19 protein-coding genes and 1 pseudogene are annotated in these 23,237 nt (G+C 55.8%); 11 read left to right on the top strand and 9 right to left on the bottom strand.

Features of this window, described 5'->3' with window-relative positions; genetic code table 11:
* Nucleotides 1-114 precede the first annotated feature (114 nt).
* From V7Z75_RS04265 to V7Z75_RS04255, 3 genes are all read right to left on the bottom strand, one after another.
* Entirely contained in the window at nucleotides 115-1,062 is a 948-nt protein-coding gene (locus V7Z75_RS04265; RefSeq protein ID WP_334107360.1) for a choice-of-anchor A family protein, read from the bottom strand.
* Between the two features lie 283 nt (nucleotides 1,063-1,345).
* Nucleotides 1,346-4,726, bottom strand: a complete 3,381-nt coding sequence (locus V7Z75_RS04260; protein ID WP_334107359.1) for a UvrD-helicase domain-containing protein — start codon at nucleotides 4,724-4,726, stop codon at nucleotides 1,346-1,348.
* Nucleotides 4,723-7,476, bottom strand: a complete 2,754-nt coding sequence (locus tag V7Z75_RS04255; protein ID WP_334107358.1) for a PD-(D/E)XK nuclease family protein — start codon at nucleotides 7,474-7,476, stop codon at nucleotides 4,723-4,725. Before V7Z75_RS04255 ends, V7Z75_RS04260 begins: the two co-directional genes overlap by 4 nt.
* Nucleotides 7,477-7,573: 97 nt before the next feature.
* Between V7Z75_RS04255 and greB the strand changes: the two genes are divergently transcribed.
* Genes greB through efp form a run of 3 tightly spaced genes read left to right on the top strand, consistent with a single transcriptional unit; the run spans nucleotide 7,574 to nucleotide 9,801 of the window.
* Entirely contained in the window at nucleotides 7,574-8,071 is a 498-nt protein-coding gene (greB, locus tag V7Z75_RS04250; protein WP_334107357.1) for a transcription elongation factor GreB, read from the top strand.
* Nucleotides 8,072-8,073: 2 nt separating this feature from the next.
* Nucleotides 8,074-9,189 carry an elongation factor P maturation arginine rhamnosyltransferase EarP gene (gene earP / locus V7Z75_RS04245; RefSeq protein WP_334107356.1) on the top strand — a complete coding sequence of 372 codons (1,116 nt, stop codon included), beginning with the start codon at nucleotides 8,074-8,076 and terminating at the stop codon, nucleotides 9,187-9,189.
* A 54-nt stretch (nucleotides 9,190-9,243) separates the two neighbouring features.
* On the top strand, nucleotides 9,244-9,801 hold the full coding sequence (gene efp, locus V7Z75_RS04240) for an elongation factor P (protein WP_334107355.1): 558 nt from the start codon (nucleotides 9,244-9,246) through the stop codon (nucleotides 9,799-9,801).
* A gap of 307 nt (nucleotides 9,802-10,108) precedes the next feature.
* Here the strand turns inward: efp and V7Z75_RS04235 are convergent, their stop codons facing one another.
* Nucleotides 10,109-10,495: a DUF1360 domain-containing protein gene (locus V7Z75_RS04235; RefSeq protein ID WP_334107354.1), complete on the bottom strand. Its 387-nt coding sequence runs from the start codon at nucleotides 10,493-10,495 to the stop codon at nucleotides 10,109-10,111.
* A 133-nt stretch (nucleotides 10,496-10,628) separates the two neighbouring features.
* On the opposite strand from V7Z75_RS04235, the gene V7Z75_RS04230 reads away from it, so the two are divergent.
* Nucleotides 10,629-11,291, top strand: a complete 663-nt coding sequence (locus V7Z75_RS04230; protein WP_334107353.1) for an ArsR/SmtB family transcription factor — start codon at nucleotides 10,629-10,631, stop codon at nucleotides 11,289-11,291.
* On the opposite strand, the gene V7Z75_RS14180 is transcribed toward V7Z75_RS04230, so the two are convergent.
* Both V7Z75_RS14180 and V7Z75_RS14175 read right to left on the bottom strand, forming a co-directional pair.
* Entirely contained in the window at nucleotides 11,278-11,481 is a 204-nt protein-coding gene (locus V7Z75_RS14180) for a DUF2474 domain-containing protein (RefSeq protein WP_442919867.1), read from the bottom strand. The two genes, V7Z75_RS04230 and V7Z75_RS14180, sit on opposite strands and share 14 nt — an antisense overlap.
* Nucleotides 11,481-11,645: a cytochrome d ubiquinol oxidase subunit II gene (locus tag V7Z75_RS14175; protein ID WP_442919872.1), complete on the bottom strand. Its 165-nt coding sequence runs from the start codon at nucleotides 11,643-11,645 to the stop codon at nucleotides 11,481-11,483. The genes V7Z75_RS14180 and V7Z75_RS14175 overlap by 1 nt, the downstream gene beginning before the upstream one ends.
* A 157-nt stretch (nucleotides 11,646-11,802) precedes the next feature.
* Here V7Z75_RS14175 and V7Z75_RS04225 point away from each other — a divergent pair.
* The 3 genes and pseudogenes from V7Z75_RS04225 to V7Z75_RS04215 all read left to right on the top strand — a co-directional run.
* Nucleotides 11,803-11,997, top strand: a pseudogene (locus tag V7Z75_RS04225) (IS1595 family transposase); the annotation flags it as partial.
* Between the two features lie 457 nt (nucleotides 11,998-12,454).
* Nucleotides 12,455-13,876, top strand: a complete 1,422-nt coding sequence (mltF, locus tag V7Z75_RS04220) for a membrane-bound lytic murein transglycosylase MltF (protein WP_334107352.1) — start codon at nucleotides 12,455-12,457, stop codon at nucleotides 13,874-13,876.
* 106 nt (nucleotides 13,877-13,982) lie between these two features.
* Nucleotides 13,983-15,743: a cation:proton antiporter gene (locus V7Z75_RS04215; protein ID WP_334107351.1), complete on the top strand. Its 1,761-nt coding sequence runs from the start codon at nucleotides 13,983-13,985 to the stop codon at nucleotides 15,741-15,743.
* Between the two features lie 45 nt (nucleotides 15,744-15,788).
* Here the strand turns inward: V7Z75_RS04215 and V7Z75_RS04210 are convergent, their stop codons facing one another.
* The gene (locus tag V7Z75_RS04210; RefSeq protein WP_334107350.1) at nucleotides 15,789-16,481 is read right to left on the bottom strand and encodes a hypothetical protein; all 693 of its coding nucleotides are present in this window, start codon (nucleotides 16,479-16,481) and stop codon (nucleotides 15,789-15,791) included.
* Nucleotides 16,482-16,681: 200 nt separating this feature from the next.
* Between V7Z75_RS04210 and V7Z75_RS04205 the strand changes: the two genes are divergently transcribed.
* The 4 genes from V7Z75_RS04205 to hslO all read left to right on the top strand — a co-directional run bounded on the left by V7Z75_RS04205 (nucleotide 16,682) and on the right by hslO (nucleotide 20,066).
* Entirely contained in the window at nucleotides 16,682-17,854 is a 1,173-nt protein-coding gene (locus tag V7Z75_RS04205) for a PilT/PilU family type 4a pilus ATPase (protein WP_334107349.1), read from the top strand.
* A complete protein-coding gene (locus tag V7Z75_RS04200; RefSeq protein WP_334107348.1) occupies nucleotides 17,851-18,180 on the top strand; it encodes a DUF3301 domain-containing protein in 330 nt (109 codons plus the stop codon). The genes V7Z75_RS04205 and V7Z75_RS04200 overlap by 4 nt, the downstream gene beginning before the upstream one ends.
* 14 nt (nucleotides 18,181-18,194) lie before the next feature.
* The gene (gene gluQRS / locus V7Z75_RS04195; protein ID WP_442919871.1) at nucleotides 18,195-19,091 is read left to right on the top strand and encodes a tRNA glutamyl-Q(34) synthetase GluQRS; all 897 of its coding nucleotides are present in this window, start codon (nucleotides 18,195-18,197) and stop codon (nucleotides 19,089-19,091) included.
* A 93-nt stretch (nucleotides 19,092-19,184) separates the two neighbouring features.
* The gene (gene hslO / locus V7Z75_RS04190) at nucleotides 19,185-20,066 is read left to right on the top strand and encodes an Hsp33 family molecular chaperone HslO (protein ID WP_334107346.1); all 882 of its coding nucleotides are present in this window, start codon (nucleotides 19,185-19,187) and stop codon (nucleotides 20,064-20,066) included.
* A 236-nt stretch (nucleotides 20,067-20,302) separates the two neighbouring features.
* Here hslO and V7Z75_RS04185 read toward each other — a convergent pair whose 3' ends face one another.
* Entirely contained in the window at nucleotides 20,303-21,505 is a 1,203-nt protein-coding gene (locus tag V7Z75_RS04185; protein WP_334107345.1) for a hypothetical protein, read from the bottom strand.
* A 130-nt stretch (nucleotides 21,506-21,635) separates the two neighbouring features.
* Nucleotides 21,636-23,237, bottom strand: a 1,602-nt coding sequence (locus V7Z75_RS04180) for a PEP-CTERM sorting domain-containing protein (protein WP_334107344.1), incomplete at its 5' end; no start/stop codon positions are given.

Raw genomic sequence — 23,237 nt, 5'->3', positions numbered from 1 at the left:
TCCCATGCCGATTGGCAATATCAAACCCAAACGCCACAAAGGAAAAAAGCGTGGGTAATGCTACCCCACGCCTTTCTCCTCCTCTATCCCCCCCGGGATTCAGATGGTATGACCTTATTTGTCGGTCAATGTCCTTTTGCGGCGAGTCGCTGTAAAGCCGATGATGGCCATGCCAGCGAGCAATAACGCGTAACTGCTGGGTTCTGGTACCGCTGCTACAGCAGTACCGAATAATGGAGTGTCGGCTGCGGCGAATCCGCCTTTGCCCAAGGTCACGCTGTTGTTCCAGTTGTTGGCGACAATCGTGCCGTTCAGGTTGCCAGAGCCTTGGTTGATAGTGGCGTTCACAGCGAGAATGCTGGCGTTCAGGCTTAGACCATTCAAGGTCACGCTGGTGGCTTCATAGAAATTGAACAGCACGTTGTATTGGCTGCCCAGGCTTTGCCATTGCCAGCCCAGGTTGGCGCTTTCCCCTGCCACGTTGAAGATCAGTGTGGTGCCTGCGGCGATGCTATTGAATGTAAGGTTGTTGAAGCTCGCGAACTCGCTGGCATTGAGCGAGAAAAACTCGACATTGGAACCGGAGGCGGTAAATACCTTGCTAGCCTGGTTCCATTGGTCTTTAGCTGCGTAGCTGCCGGTAGCGCCTACCTTGGAGAGTTCGCTGGAGAGCGTGGTCAGTTGTGTCCTGGCAGCGGCAAAATCCACTGGCGCTGATGCTGTGGATGCGGTATCCACATGGCCGGAAACACTGTATGACTGGGTGATGCCGTTGTTGCCGCCTATCCAGGCGTTGCCATTGACGCTACCGCCATAGACCTTGTTGAAATCACCGCCGACCACCAGGCCATAAGCATTGTGTTGGGCGTTGGCGATGCTGTTACCCGCCAGGGTGGCGTTACCACCGATGGCAAGTGCGCCTGCGACTGAGTTGCCATTGGTGGTGTAATCGCCAAAGACGAATGCGCTGTAATTGCTGGCAACCCCTAGGTCAATCGTTCCCGCAGCGGCTGGCGCGGAGATTGTGGCCAATACTGCCAAGATGCCTAATTGTGTTTTCATCGCTGCATTTCCTGTGTTGGGTTGCGTTCGCTTTACTATAAGCAACCGCTATACCAAACCCTTGCCAGGTCATGCGCAACATTTGAAATTATTTAAAATCTATATTTATTTCAATATGTTAAAAAAATACTTTCCGCACCCAACCATACTCCCTATTCAATTTTTCATTGTTTTATACAACCCATGAGAGCTACTAATCTGTCAGAATTTCAACACCTCGATCAGAATTCTGACAATGTATTTCGCCTGTGATGGCAATCTGCCTAAGAGCCTATTCATGCTCTTAGGGCAACTCACACAGCTTGCCCAGCGCCATGAAATAGATCGCCTTGCGCACCGGCAGTCCTTCGTCGGCGAACAACGCCGCATAGCCGGCAAGTTGCGGCGCATAGGCGCTGGCGGCAACGCGCATGGCTTCCATATCGGCGTCGGCAGGCAAGCGGGTGGATTTGTAGTCGATGATCCAGCGTTCGCCATGTTCGACAAAGCAGCGGTCCACGATCTGCTGCCGGAACCCGGCATCGTCCACATGCCCGATCGCCAGCTCGGCGGCGGCTTCCGGCCGCGCTGCCAGCACCCAGCGCCCGTCCGGGCTGTTCAGGGTCAATTCCAGCAGCGCAGTGACCTGGATTGCAGCCTGTTTGGCTACTTCATGCGCATGGCCTTGCCGGACAAACCAGCGCGCCATGGCAGGCTTGAGGGCAGGTAAGCGCGCCAGCCAGTCGTCCAGCTCCGGCTTTGCGGCCATCATTTCCACATAGCGATGCGCCAGCGTGCCGATATGCGCTTCCAGCCCGGCCGGCCTGCCCAATATCGCATCGCCATGAAGTTGTCCGGCTGAAACGGTCTCGTGCCGGTTTTCGGCATAGATCGACGGCATGGCCGGTTGCGCCACCCTGACCAGTTTGGGGATGAAGTCAGCCAGCGACGGTGCTGGCACTGCGCCTGTTATATGCTCATCCGCCTGCGCTGCTGCTTCCGTGAATCGGCCTTCTACTTGCGACCAGAGCAGGTCAAGAAAGGTGCCGCCGGCAGGCTTAGGCTCGCCCTTGGCATTGAGGGTAACGCTGCCAAGCAGGTGCAGGTGGCGTTCGGTGCGGGTCGCCGCGACATAGAGCACGCGGGCGCTTTCATTGTCCGCTCGCTCCTTCTCCAGCATCTTGAGATAACTGTAGGGGCTGGGTTCGTCGCGTCCCGCCGCGCCTTTGGGAATGAATGGCGCCGTCACCAGCTCGGTGCTGACGCCCGCCGCGGTTTCCACGGCCACTTCCTCCCATAACAATAAAGGCGTGTTGCCGTTGTTTGGCCGCCGCTCCAGCCCCGGCAGGATGACGGTATCGAACTCCAGTCCCTTGGATTTGTGGATGGTCATGAACTGCAACTGACCATTGGCCTCCACGTCCGGCGCGGCATAGAGCTTGTCCACTTCCTGCACCAGCCGCTCCAGGCTGAAACGCCCCTGCTGATCCAGCGCTTCCACCGTGGCGAAGAACGCCTCCGCATCGGCGACATCGCCTGCCTGCCACAGGCACTGCGCGCCACCCAGCATCAGCCAGGTGCTTTCCAGCCAGCGCCTCAGCGGCATGCGGCCCTGCTGCATCATTGCTTCTGTCAGCACCTGCGCCAGGTGCCGGACGCGCTCGCGGCCATCCTCGCTCAGGCCTGCCAGCACTTGCGCATCGTTCAGCAAGGACCAGACCGTGCGGTAGCGCTCCCTGCCCGCCAGCGCATGCAGGTCGGCCAGCGTCAGCCCGCACCAAGGCGCGCGCAATATCGCCAGCCAATTCACGCGGTCGGCACGATGCAGCAAGGCGTGGGTAAGTGCCAATAAGTCCTGCACGCTCTGACGTCCGGCAAGCTGCTCGATTTCGACTGCCTGGAAATGCAGATCGGGATGATGGCGGCGGATTTCCGCCACCAATGTTTCGAGGTGCGCGCGTGCGCGCACCAATACGGCAATGTTCGCCTCCGGCTTGCCCGCCCATGTATCGCGGATGATACCGACCACGCGCCTAGCCTCGCGGATGCGCAAGGCTTCGGTATCCTCATCTTCACCAGCCACCAGCGGATGCACGGTGACACCCGCCCCTGTTTCCGGCTCGCGCGTCGCCACAAATTCGCGATAATGAATCGCGCCCTGCACCACATTATCCTGCTTAGGGAACACTTGCCTAAAGGTCGCGTTGATCCAGTCCACCACCTGCGGGGAAGAACGGTTGTTGCGGCAAAGCTGCAACCGCTCCAGCTTGAGCCCGCCTATGCCTTCGGCGGCCACTTCGAGGAATAAGCCGACATTGGCCTTGCGGAAGCGGTAGATCGACTGCATGGGGTCGCCCACGGCGAATAGGGTGCGTCCGTCGCCCGGCATCCAGCCTTGCGTCAGCTTCTGCAACAGCTTGACTTGGCCGGGGCTGGTGTCCTGGAATTCGTCCACCAGCAGGTGGCTGATGATGTAGTCGAGCTTCATGGCCAAGTCGCTTGCTGCCTCGTCCTCGCCGCCTAATGCCTGCAAGGCACGCTGCGAGATCTCGACAAAATCGACTTCGCCCGCCTGCTGAAACACTACCCACAGTTGCGCCGCAGCAATCTTGAGCAATTGCGCGAGCGCCGCCACCATCCGCCAAGCTTGCTCGTCCTGCCGCACCGGCAGGCTGCGCAGGCGCTGCAAGGCGGCTTCCGCCCCGGCCGTTTGCTGCAAGGTCGCCACCACTTCGGCGAACTGCTCTTTATATGGCTTGGCTTCCGCTCCTGGCGGAAAGCCGTTCTTCACATTGACCGTCTTGCGCAGCGAGCCTGTCGCGGTCAACAGCAGATCACATACCGCCAGCCAGAGCGGCAATGCCTGCGGCGTTACGGGCAGCGAAGTTTCCCAATCGAGCAGCAAGGCCTGCGGCACATCGCAAGCCAGGTTGCTGGCGGCATACCGCGCCACGGGCATCAGGGCGCTTTGCACGCGCTGCGGCAAAACGGCAGCGGCGGCGTGCACGTCCTGGCCGATCAAATGCTCCAGCGCTCGCTCGGCAGCCTGCTGCAAATCGCCGTGGTTGACGTAGTCCAGCCACTGGTCGCGCCTGCCCAGCATGTCGACCAGCAAGGCCGTGAGCTTCTGCACATCGTTATCGACATAGCCCAGCGCGAGCCGCACCGCTTCGCCCAAGCCATCCTCATCTACCAATGCCAGCGTGCGTTCCGCGGCAAGCTGGTAGTGCGCCGCAGCATCCTCGCTGACGGCAGGCTGGCTGCCGAACCGGCTCAACAGCGGCATCTGCCGCGCCAGGTGGCCGGAAAGCGAGTCAATGGTGAATATGCGCAATCGGGAAGGGTTGTCCAGCAATTGCCAATCCAGGCTCGCGGCATGCTGCAACGCCGCCACGCCCAGCCGGAAGGTCTGCTGCTTGTGCGCGGCTTGCGGCATCTCGCCGCTGGCCGCCATCAGCAGGCTATCGAGGATGCGCGCGCGCATCTCGGCTGCCGCCTTGTTGGTGAAGGTGATGGCAATGATCTGCTCAGGCACGGATACCGTGGTGAGCAGCCGCAGGAACCGCTGGGTGAGCAGCTCGGTCTTGCCCGCGCCCGCAGGTGCTTCCACGATGAAGGAAGCAAGCTCGAGCGCGCGTTCGCGGCTGCTACGGTCCAGTTCCAGCAAATCCAGGGGTTGGTTCATGATGCTTCCCCCTGCTGCATGCGCTCGAACTGCAATTTGCGCTCCGGCAAGCGCAACAAAGGCAGCACTTCGCAATATTTCAGTTCTTTTTCATCCTGCAACTTCACTGCCGCCTCTCCCTGCTTCAGTTCATTGACCACGGCAATGATGCTGGCGCGCCAATGCGCCAATACGCTGGGCCAATCCGGGAAATCCGTCTCGGGAAAACTCTCCCTGGTTTTCTTGTCGTCCAGCATCGGCATGTCCGGCAACAACGCCTCGCGCGCAAGCCCGGCAAAGCCATGCTCTTCCAGCTTGACCATGCCGAATGCAATCGCCGCTACCTCGCCGGCCTTGTCCGCTGGATCCTCCGCGGACAGCACAAAGGCGGCATACACCGGCAATTGCGGCTCGGTGATCCGGCTTTCCGCCCAATTGCGGGTATCAGGCTTGCGCCCGGTCTTGTAGTCGATGACGATGCGGCTGCCGTCTTCCAACTGGTCGATGCGATCAATGATGAGCCGGATTTCTACGCCTTCGATGGTAATGCACTGCTCTTGCTCGCTCGCCAGTACGGTGAACGGCTGCTCGCGTATTTTCTCCAACGCCAACCAGCCCTTGAGCAGCCGCGTCAGGCGCATGGTTTCCAGCCCGGCAAATGCCTCGCTCAGTTCCTCGTCGCATGTTTCCATATAGATGGCCAGGGCAGCCTGCACAGCGCTGGCGAGCGATTGCTCCAGTTGCGCCTCGTCCATTTCCTGCAAATCATGCAGGCCGCGCCCACGCCAGAAATGTTCCAGCACCAGGTGCACCAGGGTGCCGCGTTCCGCCGCATCCAGCCCGTTGACCGGCGTCTTCAGCGCGCGCGCATGCAGGCGGTACTGGTAATAGGCCCAAGCCGGACAGATCGACTGCGCCTTGAGCAGCCCGGTGCCGCCGGAGATATGCTCTCCCTCTTCCACCGGCGGTGCGCAGTGGTCATCCAGCCATTGCATTTCGGCATGCTGCGCAGCCATCACCTGCACCATGCTTGGACTGGTATTGGCAAAGATTTCAATCAAAGGAATATCCTGCACCAGCGGACTCAAGCGCAACTCGCGTTCTCCTTCCTTGGCTGCGCTGGAGAATATCACTTGACGCGCGCTGCGCAGCAGGCGTTTATGCACTGCCTGGGCAAAAGCCGCCTGTGCTGCGCTATCGGCATTCGGCACTCCGTGCTGGCGCTGCATGGCGGCAGGCAGCAACGGATTGGGACGCGGCGGCGGCGGCCAGAGATGGTCGTTCATGCCCATCACCCACAAGCTGTCCAGCGGCTCGCTCACGCTCTCCAGCATGCCCATGACCTGCAAGCGCACTTCCCCCTCCGCCTCGGGCTGGTAAATCTGCTCCTGCACCAGCTCGCGCAACCGGGTCAGCGCCTGGCTGAACGAAACCGGCTGCTGCAACACGTCCAGCGCCGCCAAGGCCTGCAGCGACTTGTCGAAGGCCTGGATGGACTGGTACTCGAAGCTGGACAAGCTACGCTGCCTGCCCGGCCATTCCAGCGCCTCCAGCACGCGCCGCATCACCTCGACCCAGGCGCCAGGCAATTGCTGCTTTCCAACCTGCGCCTGCAGGATCGCCAGCGCCGCCGTGATGTGCGCCTGCAAGCCATGCAGCGGCAAAGGCGCTTGCTCGTTGTGGGCTTCGCACCGGATGAAACGCTGCAACCGCGACATGCTCACCGACAACGGCAGGCGCTCGCGCATGCGCGCATCGAGCTGAGCGCGGGTATCCGCCTCGGTCAGGGCATACGACCAGTAAGGCTGCTGCAACAGTTGCGAGAACTCCTGCTGCTCCACCCTGTCCTGGTGTCGGCACTGGCTGAAGAATTGCAGTAATGCCAGCGCGGTGCGGACGACCGGCTCTCGCTGCAAAGGCTCTCCCAGGGAAAAGTCATATTGCCGCGGCGCTTCCACCATGGCGGGCCGCACCCATGCCGGATGCAAGGCATCGTCCAGCATGCGCGCCAGTGTCGCGCGCAGCGCGGCCAGCTCGGGCACCACGATACCAATTCTTGCCTCGGGGATTTCCGACAAATTCTGCTTGGCCCAGGCCACAGCCGCGCGGCATTCCGCCTCCCGGTCCGCCAGCAAGGCTCGCGCAGCGCGGGCAGGTTCAGATAGGCCGGTCTCATGGCGCTGCACATCCACATTGCGCTGCCGCAATACTTGCTGCAATTGCGCCATTTGAGGTGTGATACGGTCAAATCCGGCAAAGGCGATAGCCCCCGGCAATTGCCCGGCGCCATCGACCAACATGGCGATCTGCCAATCTAGGTATTGCGCAGGCGCCATCCAGCCTTCCTGTTTGCAGCGCGAGATAAACGCGCGGCGCCAATGGAGAAACTGCCGGGTTTCTTCGCTGTGTCCTGCATCTGGCACCGGCAGCCGCCACTCTTGCAGCAAGTGGTTGGCCTCCTGCGCGAGGCAGGCCATGCCCTTGATATCGAACAATTCTCCCGAGACATCAGCAGGCAAGGAATCCTTGATGATGCTTTCCCACAGCATGCGCTCCTGCACGCTACCCAGCACGCCTTGCGGCACTTGCTGCATCTCCAGCTCCCCGACCAGCATGGCTTCCTCGAACAGGCCGTCCAGCCATTGGCCGACGGTCAGGGTATTGAGCACAGGCCATTGTTTCAGCCCGCTGGCCGCCTGTTTACGGGCATGGTCAAGCTGCAATGCGCGGGCCAGTCGCGCCGTGGTGCAGAGAATCAGGTGGGTTTTCATCTAGCGGATTTTACTTGATTCGGCGCGTCATGGCCTGATGCGAAATCCGCATGCCCTGCTTGACAAGCGGCGCCCGCATCCCTACCTTGCGTAGCCTATGGCAGACCAGAAAAACTACATCACTCCTGAGGGCTACGCGCGTCTCAAGGACGAATTCGATCAACTGTATAAAATCGAGCGCCCCAAGGTCGTCAGCGACGTCTCCTGGGCGGCCGGCAACGGCGACCGCAGCGAGAACGGCGACTATATCTATGGCAAGAAACGCCTGCGCCAGATCGACTCCCGCCTACGCTTCCTCATGAAGCGCATGGATATCGCCGTGGTCGTGGACCCGGCGCAACAGCAGGAGCTGGAGAAAATCTATTTCGGCGCCTGGGTAGAGCTTTACTCCATCGACAAGGATACCGAGCACCGCTACCGCATCGTCGGCCAGGACGAGCTCGACCCGGGCAAGGGCTATATCAGCTGGATATCCCCCTTGGCGCGTGTCCTGCTCGGCAAGCAGCCCGGCGACGTGATCCGCCTGGAAACCCCTGCGGGCGAGGAAAGCTACGAAGTCGTGGATGTCAGTTACCGATCACCAAGCACGGAATGACCATGTCCTCGCGCTGGGACATCTTCTGCAGCATTGTCGATAATTATGGCGATATTGGCGTCTGCTGGCGTCTTGCGAGGCAACTGGCAAACGAGCATGGGCTGGCCGTCAGGCTCTGGATCGACCATCCTGATATTGCAGCAAAGTTAATCCACGGGATGAACCCCGCGCTGGAAATACAGGAAATCAGCTGCGTGGAAATCCGCCACTGGACGATGCCTTTCCCGGAAGTGGGCATTCCCGAGGTGGTCATCGAGGCCTTTGCCTGCGAACTGCCCGATACCTACCTGCACGCGATGCAGCATGCGCGCCCGCTATGGATCAACCTTGAATACCTGAGCGCGGAAAGCTGGGTGGACAACTTCCACGCAGGCCAATCTGTCCACCCTCAACTGGGTCTCACTAAGCATTTTTTCTTTCCTGGTTTCAGCGCGGCTTCCGGCGGATTGCTGCGCGAGCGCCATTTACTGGAACAGCGCAAACACTTCCAGCAAAGTCCTGCGAGACAAGCAACTTTCTGGCAATCGCTAGGCATCTCGCCGCAGCATGCCTACACCGTCAGCCTGTTCTGCTACCCTCACGCGCCGGTGGATTCTCTGCTTACAGCCATGTCTCAGTGCCAAGACGCCGTGCTCTGCATCATCTCGGAAGGGCCACTGGCAAACCGGGCTATCCATTGGCATGCATCCAACAACAATCACGGCAACCTCAAGATCGTCACCATCCCCTTTCTCTCACAAGCCGAGTACGACCAATTGCTCTGGGCCTGCGACCTCAATTTGGTGCGCGGAGAGGATAGCTGGATTCGCGCGCTATGGGCTGGCAAACCCATGATCTGGCAACCGTACCGGCAGGAGGAAGACGCCCACCTTGGCAAGCTTGAGGCTTTTCTGCGCCGCTATACGGATAACTGCCCAACAGCACTGATGGAGAGTATGACGTCCGCGCACCATGCATGGAACCAGGATGGATTGGAAGGATTCACTGCGGCCTCATGGCAATCCCTTCTGGCTGCGCTGCCTGACTGGCAGCACCATGCGCAATCCTGGACGAAACGTCAGGCAGCTGAGTCCGATCTGGCCGCTAAGCTGGTGATTTACTGTAAGAATTTTTTTTAATTTTCGGGTATAATGCGCCCCTTTTTACCGTTCAACTTTTAAAGCATATCAATTATGAAGACAGCTCAGGAACTTCGCGTAGGCAACGTAGTGATGATCGGCAACGACCCATTGGTCGTGCAAAAGACTGAATACAACAAATCGGGCCGCAACGCTGCCGTGGTCAAGATGAAGTTCAAGAACCTGCTGACCGAAGCTCCCAGCGAATCTGTCTACAAAGCTGACGATAAGTTCGACGTTGTGATCCTGGAGCGCAAGGACGTTACCTACTCCTATTTTGCCGATCCGATGTATGTCTTCATGGATTCTGAATACAACCAGTACGAAGTAGAAGCCGACAACATGACAGACGCGCTGAACTTCCTGGAAGACGGCATGGAATGTGAAGTGGTGTTCTACAACGGCAAGGCGATTTCCGTTGAGCTGCCAAACTCCGTCGTGCGTGAAATTACCTACACCGAGCCTGCCGTCAAGGGCGACACCTCCGGCAAGGTGATGAAGCCTGCACGTATTTCCACCGGCTTCGAGCTTCCAGTACCTTTATTCTGCGATATCGGCGACAAGATCGAAATCGACACCCGCACCCTGGAATACAAGAACCGCGTCAAGTAACCCGGCAACTGTTCCACCATCATCAACCGCAGCCAGCCTTGGCTGCGGTTTTTTATTTCACATGGCTCCAGCACCGAACGTCTCTGGACTACGCCAGGACCAGATACAGCAGGTTTATCAATAACTTAGGCGGGGCCATCATATGCCGGTGCTTTATGAAACTTGACCCGGCTTCCAACCGCTTGGCTTCCAGTGGGACAAAGGCCGCGCCATTGCCATTGAAAACCGATGAGCCGCAAGCCTGTCGAATCGCTACGAACGAATTCTGGAAACATAAAGGCCGAATCCTTGATGGCAAGAAAGTCGATCACTTGGGGGCGAACATCTCTTTGAGTTCTTTGTCGCGCACCTTTTTAGCCATGCCGGTCAACAGCACTTTGAACAGCAACCCACTGACCAACGTAGAGATCGTCAGGCTGAAGAATGCCGCAACCACCCAATCTACCAACGCGAAGCCGCTGTGGGTGATTTCCGGTCGATAGATGGCAATGCCCAGAAACACCACCCAATGACTGATACAGAAGAAGCACTGGAACAGATAGCCCGTCATGTGGCCGATCTTTTGTGCCCAGGTGCGAAGGGGGGCAAAGAGTTCGCCTTGAGTGATCGAAATCGAAATGCTGCTGGCCGCCAACGCGATCACGAAGCAAACCCATAGCGAATCCCAGATGGCGGGTGACAGTGCTGTGCTCATAGTTCAAGACTCCGAAGTTGCTGACGTAAGGGCTCTGTGCGAGCCATACCCATGGCCACACGCGAGGTAAAGTTGCATCACTCTATCATTCAATTACTTTCTTGAATGATAGAGTGATGCTAATGTGCTGTCAATGAACTCCAATTCCCGTATCAATGCCACCAGTCGTCTCGACCAATTGGCCGAGGTCGCCAAGACCTTGGGGCATCCGCATCGCTTGGCGTTGCTGGAACAGATTGTGCGTGGAGAAAGGTCGGTCGAGACCTTGGCCGAATTGACGGGATTGTCTGTGGCGAACGCTTCACAGCACCTGCAACACCTCAAGCGTGCTGGCTGCGTACAGACGCGGCGTGACGGCAAACATATACTGTATCGCTTGGGGCCAGGGCCACTGGCTACCGTCGTCGCAGCCCTGCATGACTATGTGGCGTTCCAGCACGCTCGCATTCGCGAGGCCATCACAGATAGCCGCCAACGCCCCCAAGAGATGGAGTCTGTCTCGATCGACGGCCTGCTTGACCGTCTGGAGGAAGGCGCTGTGGTGCTGCTGGACATTCGCAGCGATGACGAATTTGCTCTGGGGCATCTGCCCGGTGCGATCAACATCCCGCTGGAGCAACTGGCCGATCGAATCGGCGAGTTGTCGCGGGGTGTGGAGGTCGTGGCCTACTGCCGTGGGCCGCACTGCGTGCTGTCGATGCAGGCAGTCTCCATCCTGCAAGCCCACGGAATACAAGCTATGCCACTGGCTGGCGGTGTGCCGGAGTGGCGCGCAGCCGGACTTAGCGTCGAGTAAATAGAAGGCACACGCCAGCAACACTGGGACGTGCCCTGCACGGTATTACGTGCGCGCTCAAGCCGACAGCGTTCACGACCATTCGCATGAAGTAGGCAAAAACTCCTAGTAATAAGACGCTAGCTAACCATATAACGGTGAGCCAGAGCAGGCGCTTCCAAAAAGGCGCTAAATCTGCATGATTTTTCATCAATGATAGCCACCTTGATCAACCGTAACCTCACCTCGGAAAACATAATAACTCCACGCGATATAACCAAGAATTATAGGAATGCTAAATAGTGTTCCTACCAAGATAAATCCTTGACTTTGCGGTGGAGCAGCGGCTTCCCATATGATGATTGAGCCTGACAGGATATTTGGTCAGAGGCTAATGATTAGCCCGCTAAGTCCAAGAAACATCATGAATACAGTAAGAACAAAGGACATGGTGTAGCTTTCATTCCTTATTGATCTTCTAATTAGGGTCATGGCTAGAACAGATGGTTAAGATGGATGTTAACCTACTGTTATGTCGATAAAAAACAGGTATGTGAACCGTTCAAAAATCAGTGAGGCCAAATTCCGTGAGTTGGTTCGCTACTTGGCTGCCGATCTGGATGCTTCCCAGATCACGTTGCTCAGTGGCCTGAACCGCAACACCGTGAACCGCTATCTCAAAGCGATTCGTGAACGCATCGCCGAACATTGCGAACTTGAATATCCTCAATATCGTTAGAGCTAGACCTCTGTTCTAGTCATGACCCTTTTTTATTGCTGTCATTCAACTCCTTTCTGTAAACAGATATTCCAGAAAACACTCCCATTCACTTCCTGTAAACAGAACTATCCATCATCCGCCATTGTCTCAAAAATGCAACTTAGTACGTTCTTCCTATTGAATATCTCTTATGAATTGACATACATTTCCTCCATAAACTGTTTACAATTGCAGTTGCTTTGTAGGTTTAACAGATGATTTTACTTACATTTTTACCCACTCTGACTAGGTTGGGTTTAAGGCTGTGGTTGATTACCACAGCCTTTTTTTATGCGCCTTGTTTAGCGCTTTTCTCTGGGGAATAACATGCAGCACCATCCTATGTATTTGTTTCCAATCAGCTCATCGCCCTAAAAGAGATTCAAGCTGGACAAAAACGGCAATCTTTAGGAAACTTTAACGGATGCGTCTACTGATTATCCTGCTATTGACGCTATTGCTACTCGGCTGCAAGGAAGCGCCAAAACCGCTTGCAGATCCGCGCAATAGCAAGGAGATCATCGTGGTTACCCACAATGGTCCTAGCACATATTATTACAGCGACAACAATCAATACGCCGGGCTTGAACATGACCTGGTGCGCAACTTTGTGCGTGATGAGCTTGGGCCTGAATACAGCGTCAAATTCCTGGTCGTTCATAACATCTCCCAGGTCATTCCTACCCTGCTCAAGCACAAAGCGCATTTTGCGGCGGCAGACCTCAGCATCACGCATACGCGTGAACACCTGGTGAAATTCACCATGCCTTACCGCAAGGTGCAACAACAGATTGTCTTCAATAAATCCCTGAACAAACCTCCCACCACCGTCCATGATTTGCTTGGTAGCCAGATCATGATTCCTTCGGGCACTAGTTATGCGGAACGCCTGCAACGCCTGAAAGACAAAGAGCCTCAGCTCGACTGGATCGAAACCGATCATGAGAACTCCGATGAGTTGATGGCGCAAGTGGCCGAGGGTGAACTGGATTTCACTGTAGTGGACAACCATCTGGTTTCCTTGGTGCAGAATTACTACCCCAACCTGGGCGCTGGCCTGCAGTTGGGCAAGCCCGAACAAATCGCCTGGGCCTTTCCGAAAACAGGCAATAAATGGCTGTATGACAAAGCCAATGCATTCTTCAAACGCATCAGCGAGGATGGCACCCTGCGCAACCTGATAGACCGCTATTACGGCCACGCAGACCGTTTGCAGCCTGTCGATGTCACGACTTTCCTGCAGCGTATCGAAACATTATTGCCCCAATACAGGCGCTTCTTTTATGAAGCACAAGAGCTCACCGCGCTGGATTGGCGGCTGATCGCAGCCATCGCTTACCAGGAGTCACATTGGGACAGGTTCAACACTTCACCCACCAATGTGCGCGGCATGATGATGCTGACCGAGGACACTGCTGACCGCCTGGGCGTTACTGACCGGCTGGATGCACGCCAGAGCATCATCGCAGGCGCGCGCTATGTGCTCATGCTCAAGGATTTGATTCCCACTACCGTACCCGAGCCGGATCGTACCTGGATGGCGCTGGCAGCCTATAATATCGGTTATGCCCACTTGCAGGATGCCCGTATCCTGGCCAAAAAGCTGAAGCTCAACCCCGACCGCTGGGTGGATGTGAAAAAAATGCTACCGCTGCTCAGCAAGGAAGAGCATTATTCAACCTTGAAATACGGATATGCACGTGGTGGCGCTCCCGTAGTTTTCGTGGAATCAGTACGCACTTATCACAAAATACTGGTTCAGCGCGCTCCCCGGCATACCCCGATATTCCCGAGCTTCGAGGTAGCAGGGTTGAATGGTCTCGGCAATATGCTGACCCAGGAATAAACCAAACCCAAAACCAGCTTCACACCTTGCCCTTGATGCCACCAGAAACAGCCTGAAAAACCTGGCCCCGGCACCTGACAAATACAAGCAAGAAAGAATACGATTTATGCACGCCGCCGCCTTCATACAAGACTTGGCGCTCATCATGCTGGTAGCAGGCATGGTCACGATCCTCTTCCACCGCATGAAGCAGCCAGTGGTACTGGGCTACATCCTTGCCGGCCTGATTCTCGGCCCCCATACGCCGCCCTTCTCCCTGGTGCATGACAACCACACCATTGAGATTCTCGCGGAGCTTGGTATCGTTTTCCTGATGTTCTCGCTGGGATTGGAATTCAGCCTGCGCAAGTTGCGAGCCGTAGGCGCCACGGCGGTAGTCGCTGCCTCGGTGGAAATCGTGGTGATGGTATGGCTAGGCTATGAAATCGGTAGCTATTTCGGCTGGAAACTCATGGATTCCATCTTCCTCGGCGCCATGCTCGCCATCTCGTCCACCACCATCATCGTCAAAGCGCTGGATGAGCTCAACATGAAGCACGAGCGCTTCGCCCAGATGATTTTCGGGGTATTGATCGTCGAGGATATCCTCGGCATCGGCATCATCGCCCTGCTTTCCGGCATTGCCGCCACCGGGCACGTTTCCACCATGGATGCGGCCATCACGGTTTCCAAGCTCACCCTGTTCATGGTGGTAGCACTGGTACTTGGCATCATTCTTGTTCCCAAACTGCTGGAATATGTCGCCAGCTTCAAGCGCGACGAAATGCTGCTGATCACCATCCTCGGCCTGTGCTTCGGCTTCTGCCTGCTGGTGATGAAGCTGGATTACAGCATTGCGCTGGGCGCCTTCATGATCGGTGCCATCATGGCGGAATCGCGGCGCATCCGCGCGATAGAAAGGCTGATCATGCCCATACGCGATATGTTCAGCGCCATTTTCTTTGTCGCCATCGGCTTGATGCTGGACCCGGCCATCATTGTCGAGCATGCCAAGCCGGTCATGGTCGTGATCGTCGCCATTATCTTCGGCAAGATCTTCGCCTGCACGCTAGGCGCCATGGCCGTGGGCAATGATGGCCGCACCTCGCTGCGCGTGGGCATGGGCTTATCCCAGATCGGGGAGTTTTCCTTCATCATTGCCGCGCTGGGCCTGTCGCTCGGCGTCACCAGTTCGTTTCTTTACCCGATCGCGGTAGCCGCTTCGGTGATGACCACCCTGACCACGCCTTACCTGATCAAGGCAGCAGATCCGCTCTCCCACAGGCTGGCGCATGGCATGCCGGAGAAATTGGCGCAATTCTTCCGTTTATACCGCGACTGCATGGCCTCCAGCAGCCATGCACCAGACAGCGACGGCGCCATCCTCGCCGGCATCTACCGCAAATTATTGCTGCAGGTATTCGTCAATCTATGCATGGTCAGCGCCATCTTTCTCGGTGCTGGCTGGCTGGTCAACGATTACCTGCTCGGCCACCCATCGCCCATGCGCGACATTATGTGGAAAGAAGCTGTCATCTGGGGTGTCGGCCTATTGCTGGCCGCACCATTCCTGATCGCGGCATTCAGGAAACTGCAATCGCTGGGTTTGTTGCTGGCCGACCATAGTACACAAAGCATGAACAGCAGCGACTGCAGCCGCGTGCAGCAATTCATCGCCAAAACGGTCAATATCCTAGCTATCGCCGCCATGGCCCTGCTGATTGCAGCACTGAGTCACCACATCCTGCCACCGCCGGATGTCTGGATTGTTGTACTGCTCATGGTTACGGGGCTGGTTACCCTGCTCTGGCGCTGGTTCGTCAGGCTGCATTACCGCATGCAAATTACGCTGGTGGAAACCCTAAGCCAGGAAAAGGAAGAGCATTGACCAGGTTTGGACATTCCCAGGCCAGCCCTTGCTATCAGGCATAGTCTATTGATCGGGCAATATCTCGGACCGGTCGATCTGGATATGGTTGACGGCTTCCGGATCACCGATCCAGAAATAATAGAACTCACGTACCACGGATAGAAACAGTCGCTGGGTAGGCTTCATGTTGAAAATGCCGACAGTTGCATCCACTGCCTGGCGATAGACCTTATGGTCGCGCTCAGGTATGTCCTTGAGCTTGAGCAGCAGCAACTTGACCAGCCGCAGTCGCGTATCTACCAGCGCCTGTTCTGCCCCCTCCTGGCGCAGAGCATAACTGTAGGCCTTGAGTGGCCAGGTATCTGCCACGCCGAACTTCTCGTTGTCCAGCCGCTGCCACAATGTCTTCAGGTTCTGGTCAGCCGTCTGTCCCTTGGCCGGGTTGAGCTCAAATTCGTCACCGGCATTCAAGGCCGCAATGGCCTTGATGTCCCCATTCCAGAAATGATAGTACTCGCGCACCACGGACAGGAAAAACGGCCATTGCTCGCGCTCCACGCTAACCAGCTGCTGCTCGACTGCCTCGCGATAAACCAGACCATCCACAGCCTCCCCTGCAATGGAAGGCACCAGATCGAGCAACCACTGCTCGCGTTGCTTTAATCCACCCTCATCAACACCTTTACTCCTGAGCAGCTTGAGATAGGCGCTAATGGCCTCACGTTCGCGGATATCATTCATGGACTTGACCAACATTCACTTGCATCATTTCAAAAAACATTCCCGGGCGGGAACGCCTTGGCAGTGTAAGCATATTAACGTTCCTCGCCAAATTAAATTTAAATTCCATCGGGTTAGGAATAGATAACCCATATTGCAGCCTGATCGTGACAGTTGCTTTGATCCTCATTAATATGGCGTATCCTTTGAACCCGCATTCCCGAACTGGATTTGGCATGAATCAGGAACAGGCCTTGGCCTATATGCATACGCTGCTGCGCTCCATGCTGGAGAAAAAAGCATCGGACCTCTTCATCTCGGCAGACTTTCCACCCGCCATGAAAATAGACGGCAAGATGACGCCTGTCACCCAACAGAAGCTCAGCGGCGACCATACCAAGGCGTTTGCCTATGCACTTATGAACGACAAGCAGCGTCAGGAGTTCGAACAAAGCAAGGAATGTAATTTCGCCATCTGGCCCAAGGAAATCGGCCGCTTCCGCGTCAATGTCTTTATCCAGCAGGAGAAAGTCGGCATGGTGCTACGCACCATCACCACGCAGATCCCACGCTTCGACGATCTCGGCCTGCCACCAGTGCTCAAGGAGGTTATCTCGGCCAAGCGTGGGCTGGTCATTCTCGTCGGCGGCACCGGCTCGGGCAAGTCCACCACGCTCGCCGCGTTGATCGACTACCGCAACGAAAACAGCCACGGCCATATCATCACCGTGGAAGACCCGGTGGAATACGTGCATGCGAGCAAGAACTGCCTGATCACGCACCGCGAAGTCGGGCGCGATACCAACGACTGGTTCAGCGCGCTCAAGAATACCCTGCGGCAAGCGCCAGACGTCATCCTGATCGGCGAAATCCGCGACCGCGAAACCATGGAATTCGCCATGGCCTTCGCCGAAACCGGCCACCTGTGCATGGCGACCCTGCACGCCAACAGCGCCAACCAGGCCATAGACCGCATCATCAACTTCTTCCCGGAAGAACGCCATGCGCAGCTGCACATGGATCTCTCGCTCAACCTGCGCGGCTTCGTCTCGCAGCGACTGGTGCCGAAAAAAGGCGGCGGGCGCTGCGCCGCGATTGAAATCCTGCTCAACTCACCCTTGGTCGCCGACCTCATCCTCAAGGGCGAAACCAATATGGTCAAGGACGCGATGGCGAAATCCGTCGAGCTGGGCATGCAGACCTTCGACCAGGCATTGTTCACCCTGTGCGAAGAAGGCCGCATCACCGAAGAAGACGCCCTGCGCAATGCCGACTCCTACAATGAGCTGCGCCTGCGCTTCAAGCTGCACGGCAAGAACGCCGCCGCGCAGGACAACAACGCGCGCGTGGATGCCCTGAGCCTGCATGAAGACGAACCTGAAGAAGAACCCGACCTGCCAACCCCATGATAGAACTCTATTTACTCGCCATTGCCATCATCGCCGCCTGGTACTGGATAGACAGCATCGGCAGCCGGGAACAAGCCGTCGCCAGCGGACGCGAACTTGCCGAACGCTGGAACCTGCAATTGCTGGATGAAACCGTGGCCTGCAGCAAGGTCTGGTTTGGACGCAACAGCCGGGGCCGCATGCAATTGCAGCGCACCTATCAATTTGAGGTCAGCACCCGCGGCAGCGACCGCCTCTCGTGCGAACTGGTATTGCTGGGCCGCCACCTGCAAAGCTGGCACATTCCGCCCTATCTCCAGCCTGTACCGTCGAATCCCCTCTATTAACACCTGTCGCCATGATGCAACCATCCACGGTCCGGGGCCGCTTTGCTCCTTCCCCCACCGGGCCGCTGCATTTCGGCTCTCTTATCGCCGCTGTTGCCAGCTATCTGGACGCACGTTCGCAGCAAGGCAATTGGCTGGTGCGCATCGAGGACCTCGACCTACCAAGACAAATGCCCGGTGCAGCCGATATCATCCTGCGCACGCTGGAAGCCTATGGCTTCGAATGGGATGGCGAGGTGCTGTATCAAAGCCAGCGCGACCGCTATTACCAAGATGCGCTGCATGCATTGTCAGCGCGCGGTCTGCTCTACCCCTGCAGCTGCTCGCGCAAGGAAATCGCCGATTCCGCCACCCATGGTATTGATGGCCTGGTCTATCCCGGCACTTGCCGCGATGGCCTGGCTCCAGGCAAGCAGGCACGTGCCTGGCGTATCAAGGTAGATGAGCAACCTGTTTTCTTTCATGATGCCGTGCAAGGCGAGATTTGCCAGATACTGGCGCGGGATATCGGTGATTTTGTCCTGAAACGCGCCGATGGCCTGTTTGCCTACCAGCTTGCCGTCGTCGTGGATGACCACCTGCAAGGCATCACCCACATCGTGCGCGGCGCGGACCTGCTCGATTCCACCCCCAGGCAGATATTCCTGCAACAGGCGCTGGGCTACGCCACGCCGCACTACCTGCACGTCCCGGTCGCCGCCAATGCCGCAGGCGAAAAACTCAGCAAGCAAACATTGGCCGAGCCACTGGACAGCCGCAACCGCAGCGAGGATTTATGGCAGGTGCTGGCATTCCTTGGTCAATCCCCGCCACCTGAATTACGCCAGTCGCCGCATACCGATATCTGGCAATGGGCCATGCAACACTGGCAGCCAGCCAGCATCCCGCGCCAGCGGGCCATCGCCGTTTAAACCACACTATTCAAAAGGATAACTAAACAACACCGCTGACAGACAGTGGTATCATCCAAGATCTGATAACAAGCGCCATACCAATAAAACTCCATGCAGATCAGCGACCATCTCCACCGTTTCCTGTTTGACAACACTCCCGTGCGCGGCAACCTCGTCCACCTGGACGCAAGCTACACCCAGTCATTGCAACATCATGATTTCCCGCTCATCCTGCGCCAGGCGCTGGGCGAACTCATGGCAGCCAGCACCTTGCTGGCCGCCACCCTCAAACTGCAAGGCGGCGCGCTCATCCTGCAAGTGCAGGGCAAAGGCCCGCTCAAGCTGCTGGTCGTGGAATGCACGGCCGACCTTGGCATCCGCGCCACCGCCAAATGGTCTGGCGACCTCGACGGCATGAGCTTCAATGAAATGGTGAGCAACGGACAATTCGTCATCACCCTGGACCCACGGGATGGAGGCCAGCCTTACCAAGGCATCGTCGCTGTCGAAGGCGACAGCATCGCGGAAATCCTACAAAACTACATGCAGCGCTCCGAGCAGATCGACACCCACCTGTGGCTGGCCTGCGATGGTAAAAACGCCGCTGGCATGTTGCTGCAGAAACTGCCTGACCAGCCCGATGCGGAAGACCCCGACACCTGGAACCGCATCATCACCCTGGCAGAAACCGTGCAGGATAACGAACTACTCACCCTGCCCGCCACCACCCTGCTGCAACGCCTGTTCCATGAAGACGACATCCGCCTCTTCAACGAACAAGCCGTGGCCTTCCATTGCAGCTGCTCCAGGAAAAGCGTCGCCAACATGCTGCGCATGCTGGGAGAAGAAGAAGTCGCCGAAATACTCGCGGAAGAAGACACCATCGACATCCACTGCGACTTCTGCAATGCGGAATACCACTTCGACCAAGTGGATGCCGAACAACTCTTCAGCACCGACATCGTCCTGCCCGGCAACGATATCCGGCATTGATGCCCCGACCCCGGACAAATCCGGGGTCTGATGTTTTCAAGACAACACCCTCACCAATCTCTCAAACATTCACTACCTTTTCCCATCATCATTGGCTGCGCCGAGTAGTGCAACCAATGAGGATGATTAACAAAATATTGAGTAGACCTATGTGTTTTTCTCTTTCAATCCTCATCCCAATCCATTGCTATTCATACAGCGTCCTGACTTGACAAGCCAAGTACGCCCTACTTAAGTTATTCGGTAACTGCTTCTTCGGAGGCAGGTGCAGTCATGGTTCCGTCATCCGAGGTTAATTCTGGCGTTTTACCATCAAATTTAAATTCATAACCTCTATACCCAACTACAACTGGTGATGAAAATGTCTGGTCGATGGTAATACTGGATGTACTACCTAAATAGCTTTTGATTCTAACCCCGGCAAAATCCAGATCCTGAGGCTTTCCTGCCTGATCCGCTTTGGCTAGTTGCTCATCAAATAACTTGTACAATGCCTGTACTTTCTCCGGTTCTGGCTTGGGGTTTGCGTCAGTAGCGACAGTATTTTTATCTGGTTGACTTAGCTGAGAATTTTCACCATTGTCCGCTCCAGGTTCAGACTTCAATAAATCTGCGATCTTCTGTTTCGTGCTTTCTGGGTCATAAACAACCCTGCTCTCCAGATTGCCACTAATAGCTTTCTTAGCACCAATTTCGGTGGTAATAGCATAGGCAGCATAAATTTCACCTACGACCATAATCTTTGCTTCCAATTTAGATCCACTTTTAGGCTCTTTACAATTTTTTTGGTAATCATTTTTTAGAGTCTGTAACTTTTTCCAATCACTCTCAGCAGAATACTGCTTAAAAAATATTTCTTTCATTTCCTGCCAAGGCAACTGATAAGACACCGCCGATGGAACAGACATACTGACCTTATTTACATCCTGCTTACTTAGGCCGAACTTACTCAACATAATCCCCGAAGGTAATGCTGCCCCAGCACCCACCCCAGTCACTGTCACAGCAGCAAAATCAGGGAAAGCAACCTGCTTCAATGCTTTGATATTCTGGTTACCAGAGAAAATATTGTCAGATTTTGGCAAACCCTTTCCTTTATTATTTCCCTCCTGCTCATCCACAGGCATAGCAACACTTTTCTTATAGAATCCCTGTAACTCCTGATTGACATTCAACCGATTAATCATGAGAGGAATAGGTAGCCACTCATTAGGATTTTTTTCTTTTCTATCCTGATCAGATTCAATTTCACACACCAATATAATATCTCCTACCTGAAAATCCTCTCTCGGTGGAAAAATAGGTTGAACCTGATACTCCCTAATCTTTTCTGCCCATTTCTGAGCCAGTCCTATCTTCTTATCCCCTGGCGTACCGCATCCCGCTACAATCAGCGATGCTCCTATCAACAACAGTATCTTGGCAGTAGTCTTGTTCATTTTTCCATCCTCCTTGATTCGCAGCATACGCTGCCCTAAATGGCAGTCGCAGCCATATCAGTAAAAAAAGCCCCGTTTCATAATCAAATACGGGGCTTGTTCAGGCGTTACGCTAATCCATTAGCACTCATCATGCAGTCACAGAAACTTTCCTGCGTCTAGCCACAAAGCCGACCATTCCCAACCCCGCCAACAGCAAGGCATAGGTGGAAGGCTCAGGCACAGCGGCAATGCTCAGGGTGAGGCCAGTGTCGCTGTAGTGAGTGCTGTAGGTGTATTGAGCAAGGTCAAGTCCTGTGACCTGGATAGCGTCAAAGGTGGTTTGGTCCCAATCGCCATAGCTGAGGATCGTATAGGCATTGCCTGCAGCAGGCAGGTAGCCCGCAGTGAAGAACACATCGAGAGTACCCGCCAGGGAGGCAGTGCCGCTGATGTTGAGCCAGTCGTAGCTCACACCTTGGTCGGTGCCGGCAATGTCAATGGCCAGTATGCCATCAGCACGTTGGGTGAAGTCACCCTGCACGTTTAATGTGACAAGGAAACCACCAGGAATAATGAGGCCAGCGTTGGATACATTACCAGTGATGGTGCCGTTGCCAGCGAGGATACCGCCCTGAATATCTACTAGATTCGCTGACAAAGTTCCTTCAACGAAGGTGACACCAGCGTTCTGCACATAATCAGTACTGGAGACAAGACTGCTGCCTGCTCCAATCTCTATGTGTCCAGCATTGCTAAAATTTCCGATACCAAGGGCTGCACCATTCAATAATAATAAGGCGCCTTCCGAAGTATTGGTGGCTAAACCCGATAGAGCATTCCCGCCAACACTTGTATTTAGCAGATGGGCGTTGGGACCATTCAGAAGAATTACAGCGCTGTTGGTGCGGATGCTGTTGGTACTGTTGCCGAGGTTGATGGCGAGGGTGTTGCCGTCGTCAATGTGATAACTGCCGCCAGAGAGGGTCTGGCTGGTGCGGTTGTAGTTGCTGAGGTTGTCCAACTGCAAGGTGCCGGACTTCACATAGACAACGCCGGTGTTGTTGAAGGTCACGACACCTACGGTAGTCTGCTTGCCAGATGCATCCTGCACGAAAGCGCCAGCGTTGTTAAAGGTGCTGGTACTCCCATAATCAAAGCTGGTGATAATGTTGCTATAGACAGTGTTGTTACGTACATCGCCCTTGCTGGTGAAAGTACCATTGTTATTGATGGTGCTGCCACCGTTCAGAGTTACATAGCTGCTCTGTAAGATGCTGTCGCCATTGAGGGTGAGAGTGCGACCATTGTTGCTGCCACTGCCCAAGGATTGATAGCTGTAGTAGTTGCTGCCATCTCCAAAGTTGGTAGTGCCATTGACGGTGGTAGTGCCATTGCCGTTCTGGGTGCCGCTCAACCAATTCAATGTCGTAGTAACCAAGTTGCCATAGCCACTGATGGTACCGTCATTAACTTGAATGACTTCGGCCACTACTACCGAATGATCATTAGATGTATTGAGCGTAACTGTACCACCCATGATCTGGACCGTATCCGTGGGAAATGGGATACGACCTTCAAGCCAGTTGGTAGGAAAATTCCAGTTGCCCGTACCACCGCTCCAAGAGATGGTGGCCGCCGATGCCGGGGCCGAGAGCGCAACCAGCGCCGCCGCGATGGGCGCTAGTCTAAAGAAAGTGTGCTTCTGTGCTTCTGTGCTTCTGTGCTTCTGTGCTTCTGTGCTTCTGTGCTT

The organism is Methylobacillus sp., assembly GCF_036844465.1.
Taxonomy (GTDB): domain Bacteria; phylum Pseudomonadota; class Gammaproteobacteria; order Burkholderiales; family Methylophilaceae; genus Methylobacillus.
This window is presented reverse-complemented; position numbering and strand designations above follow the sequence as displayed.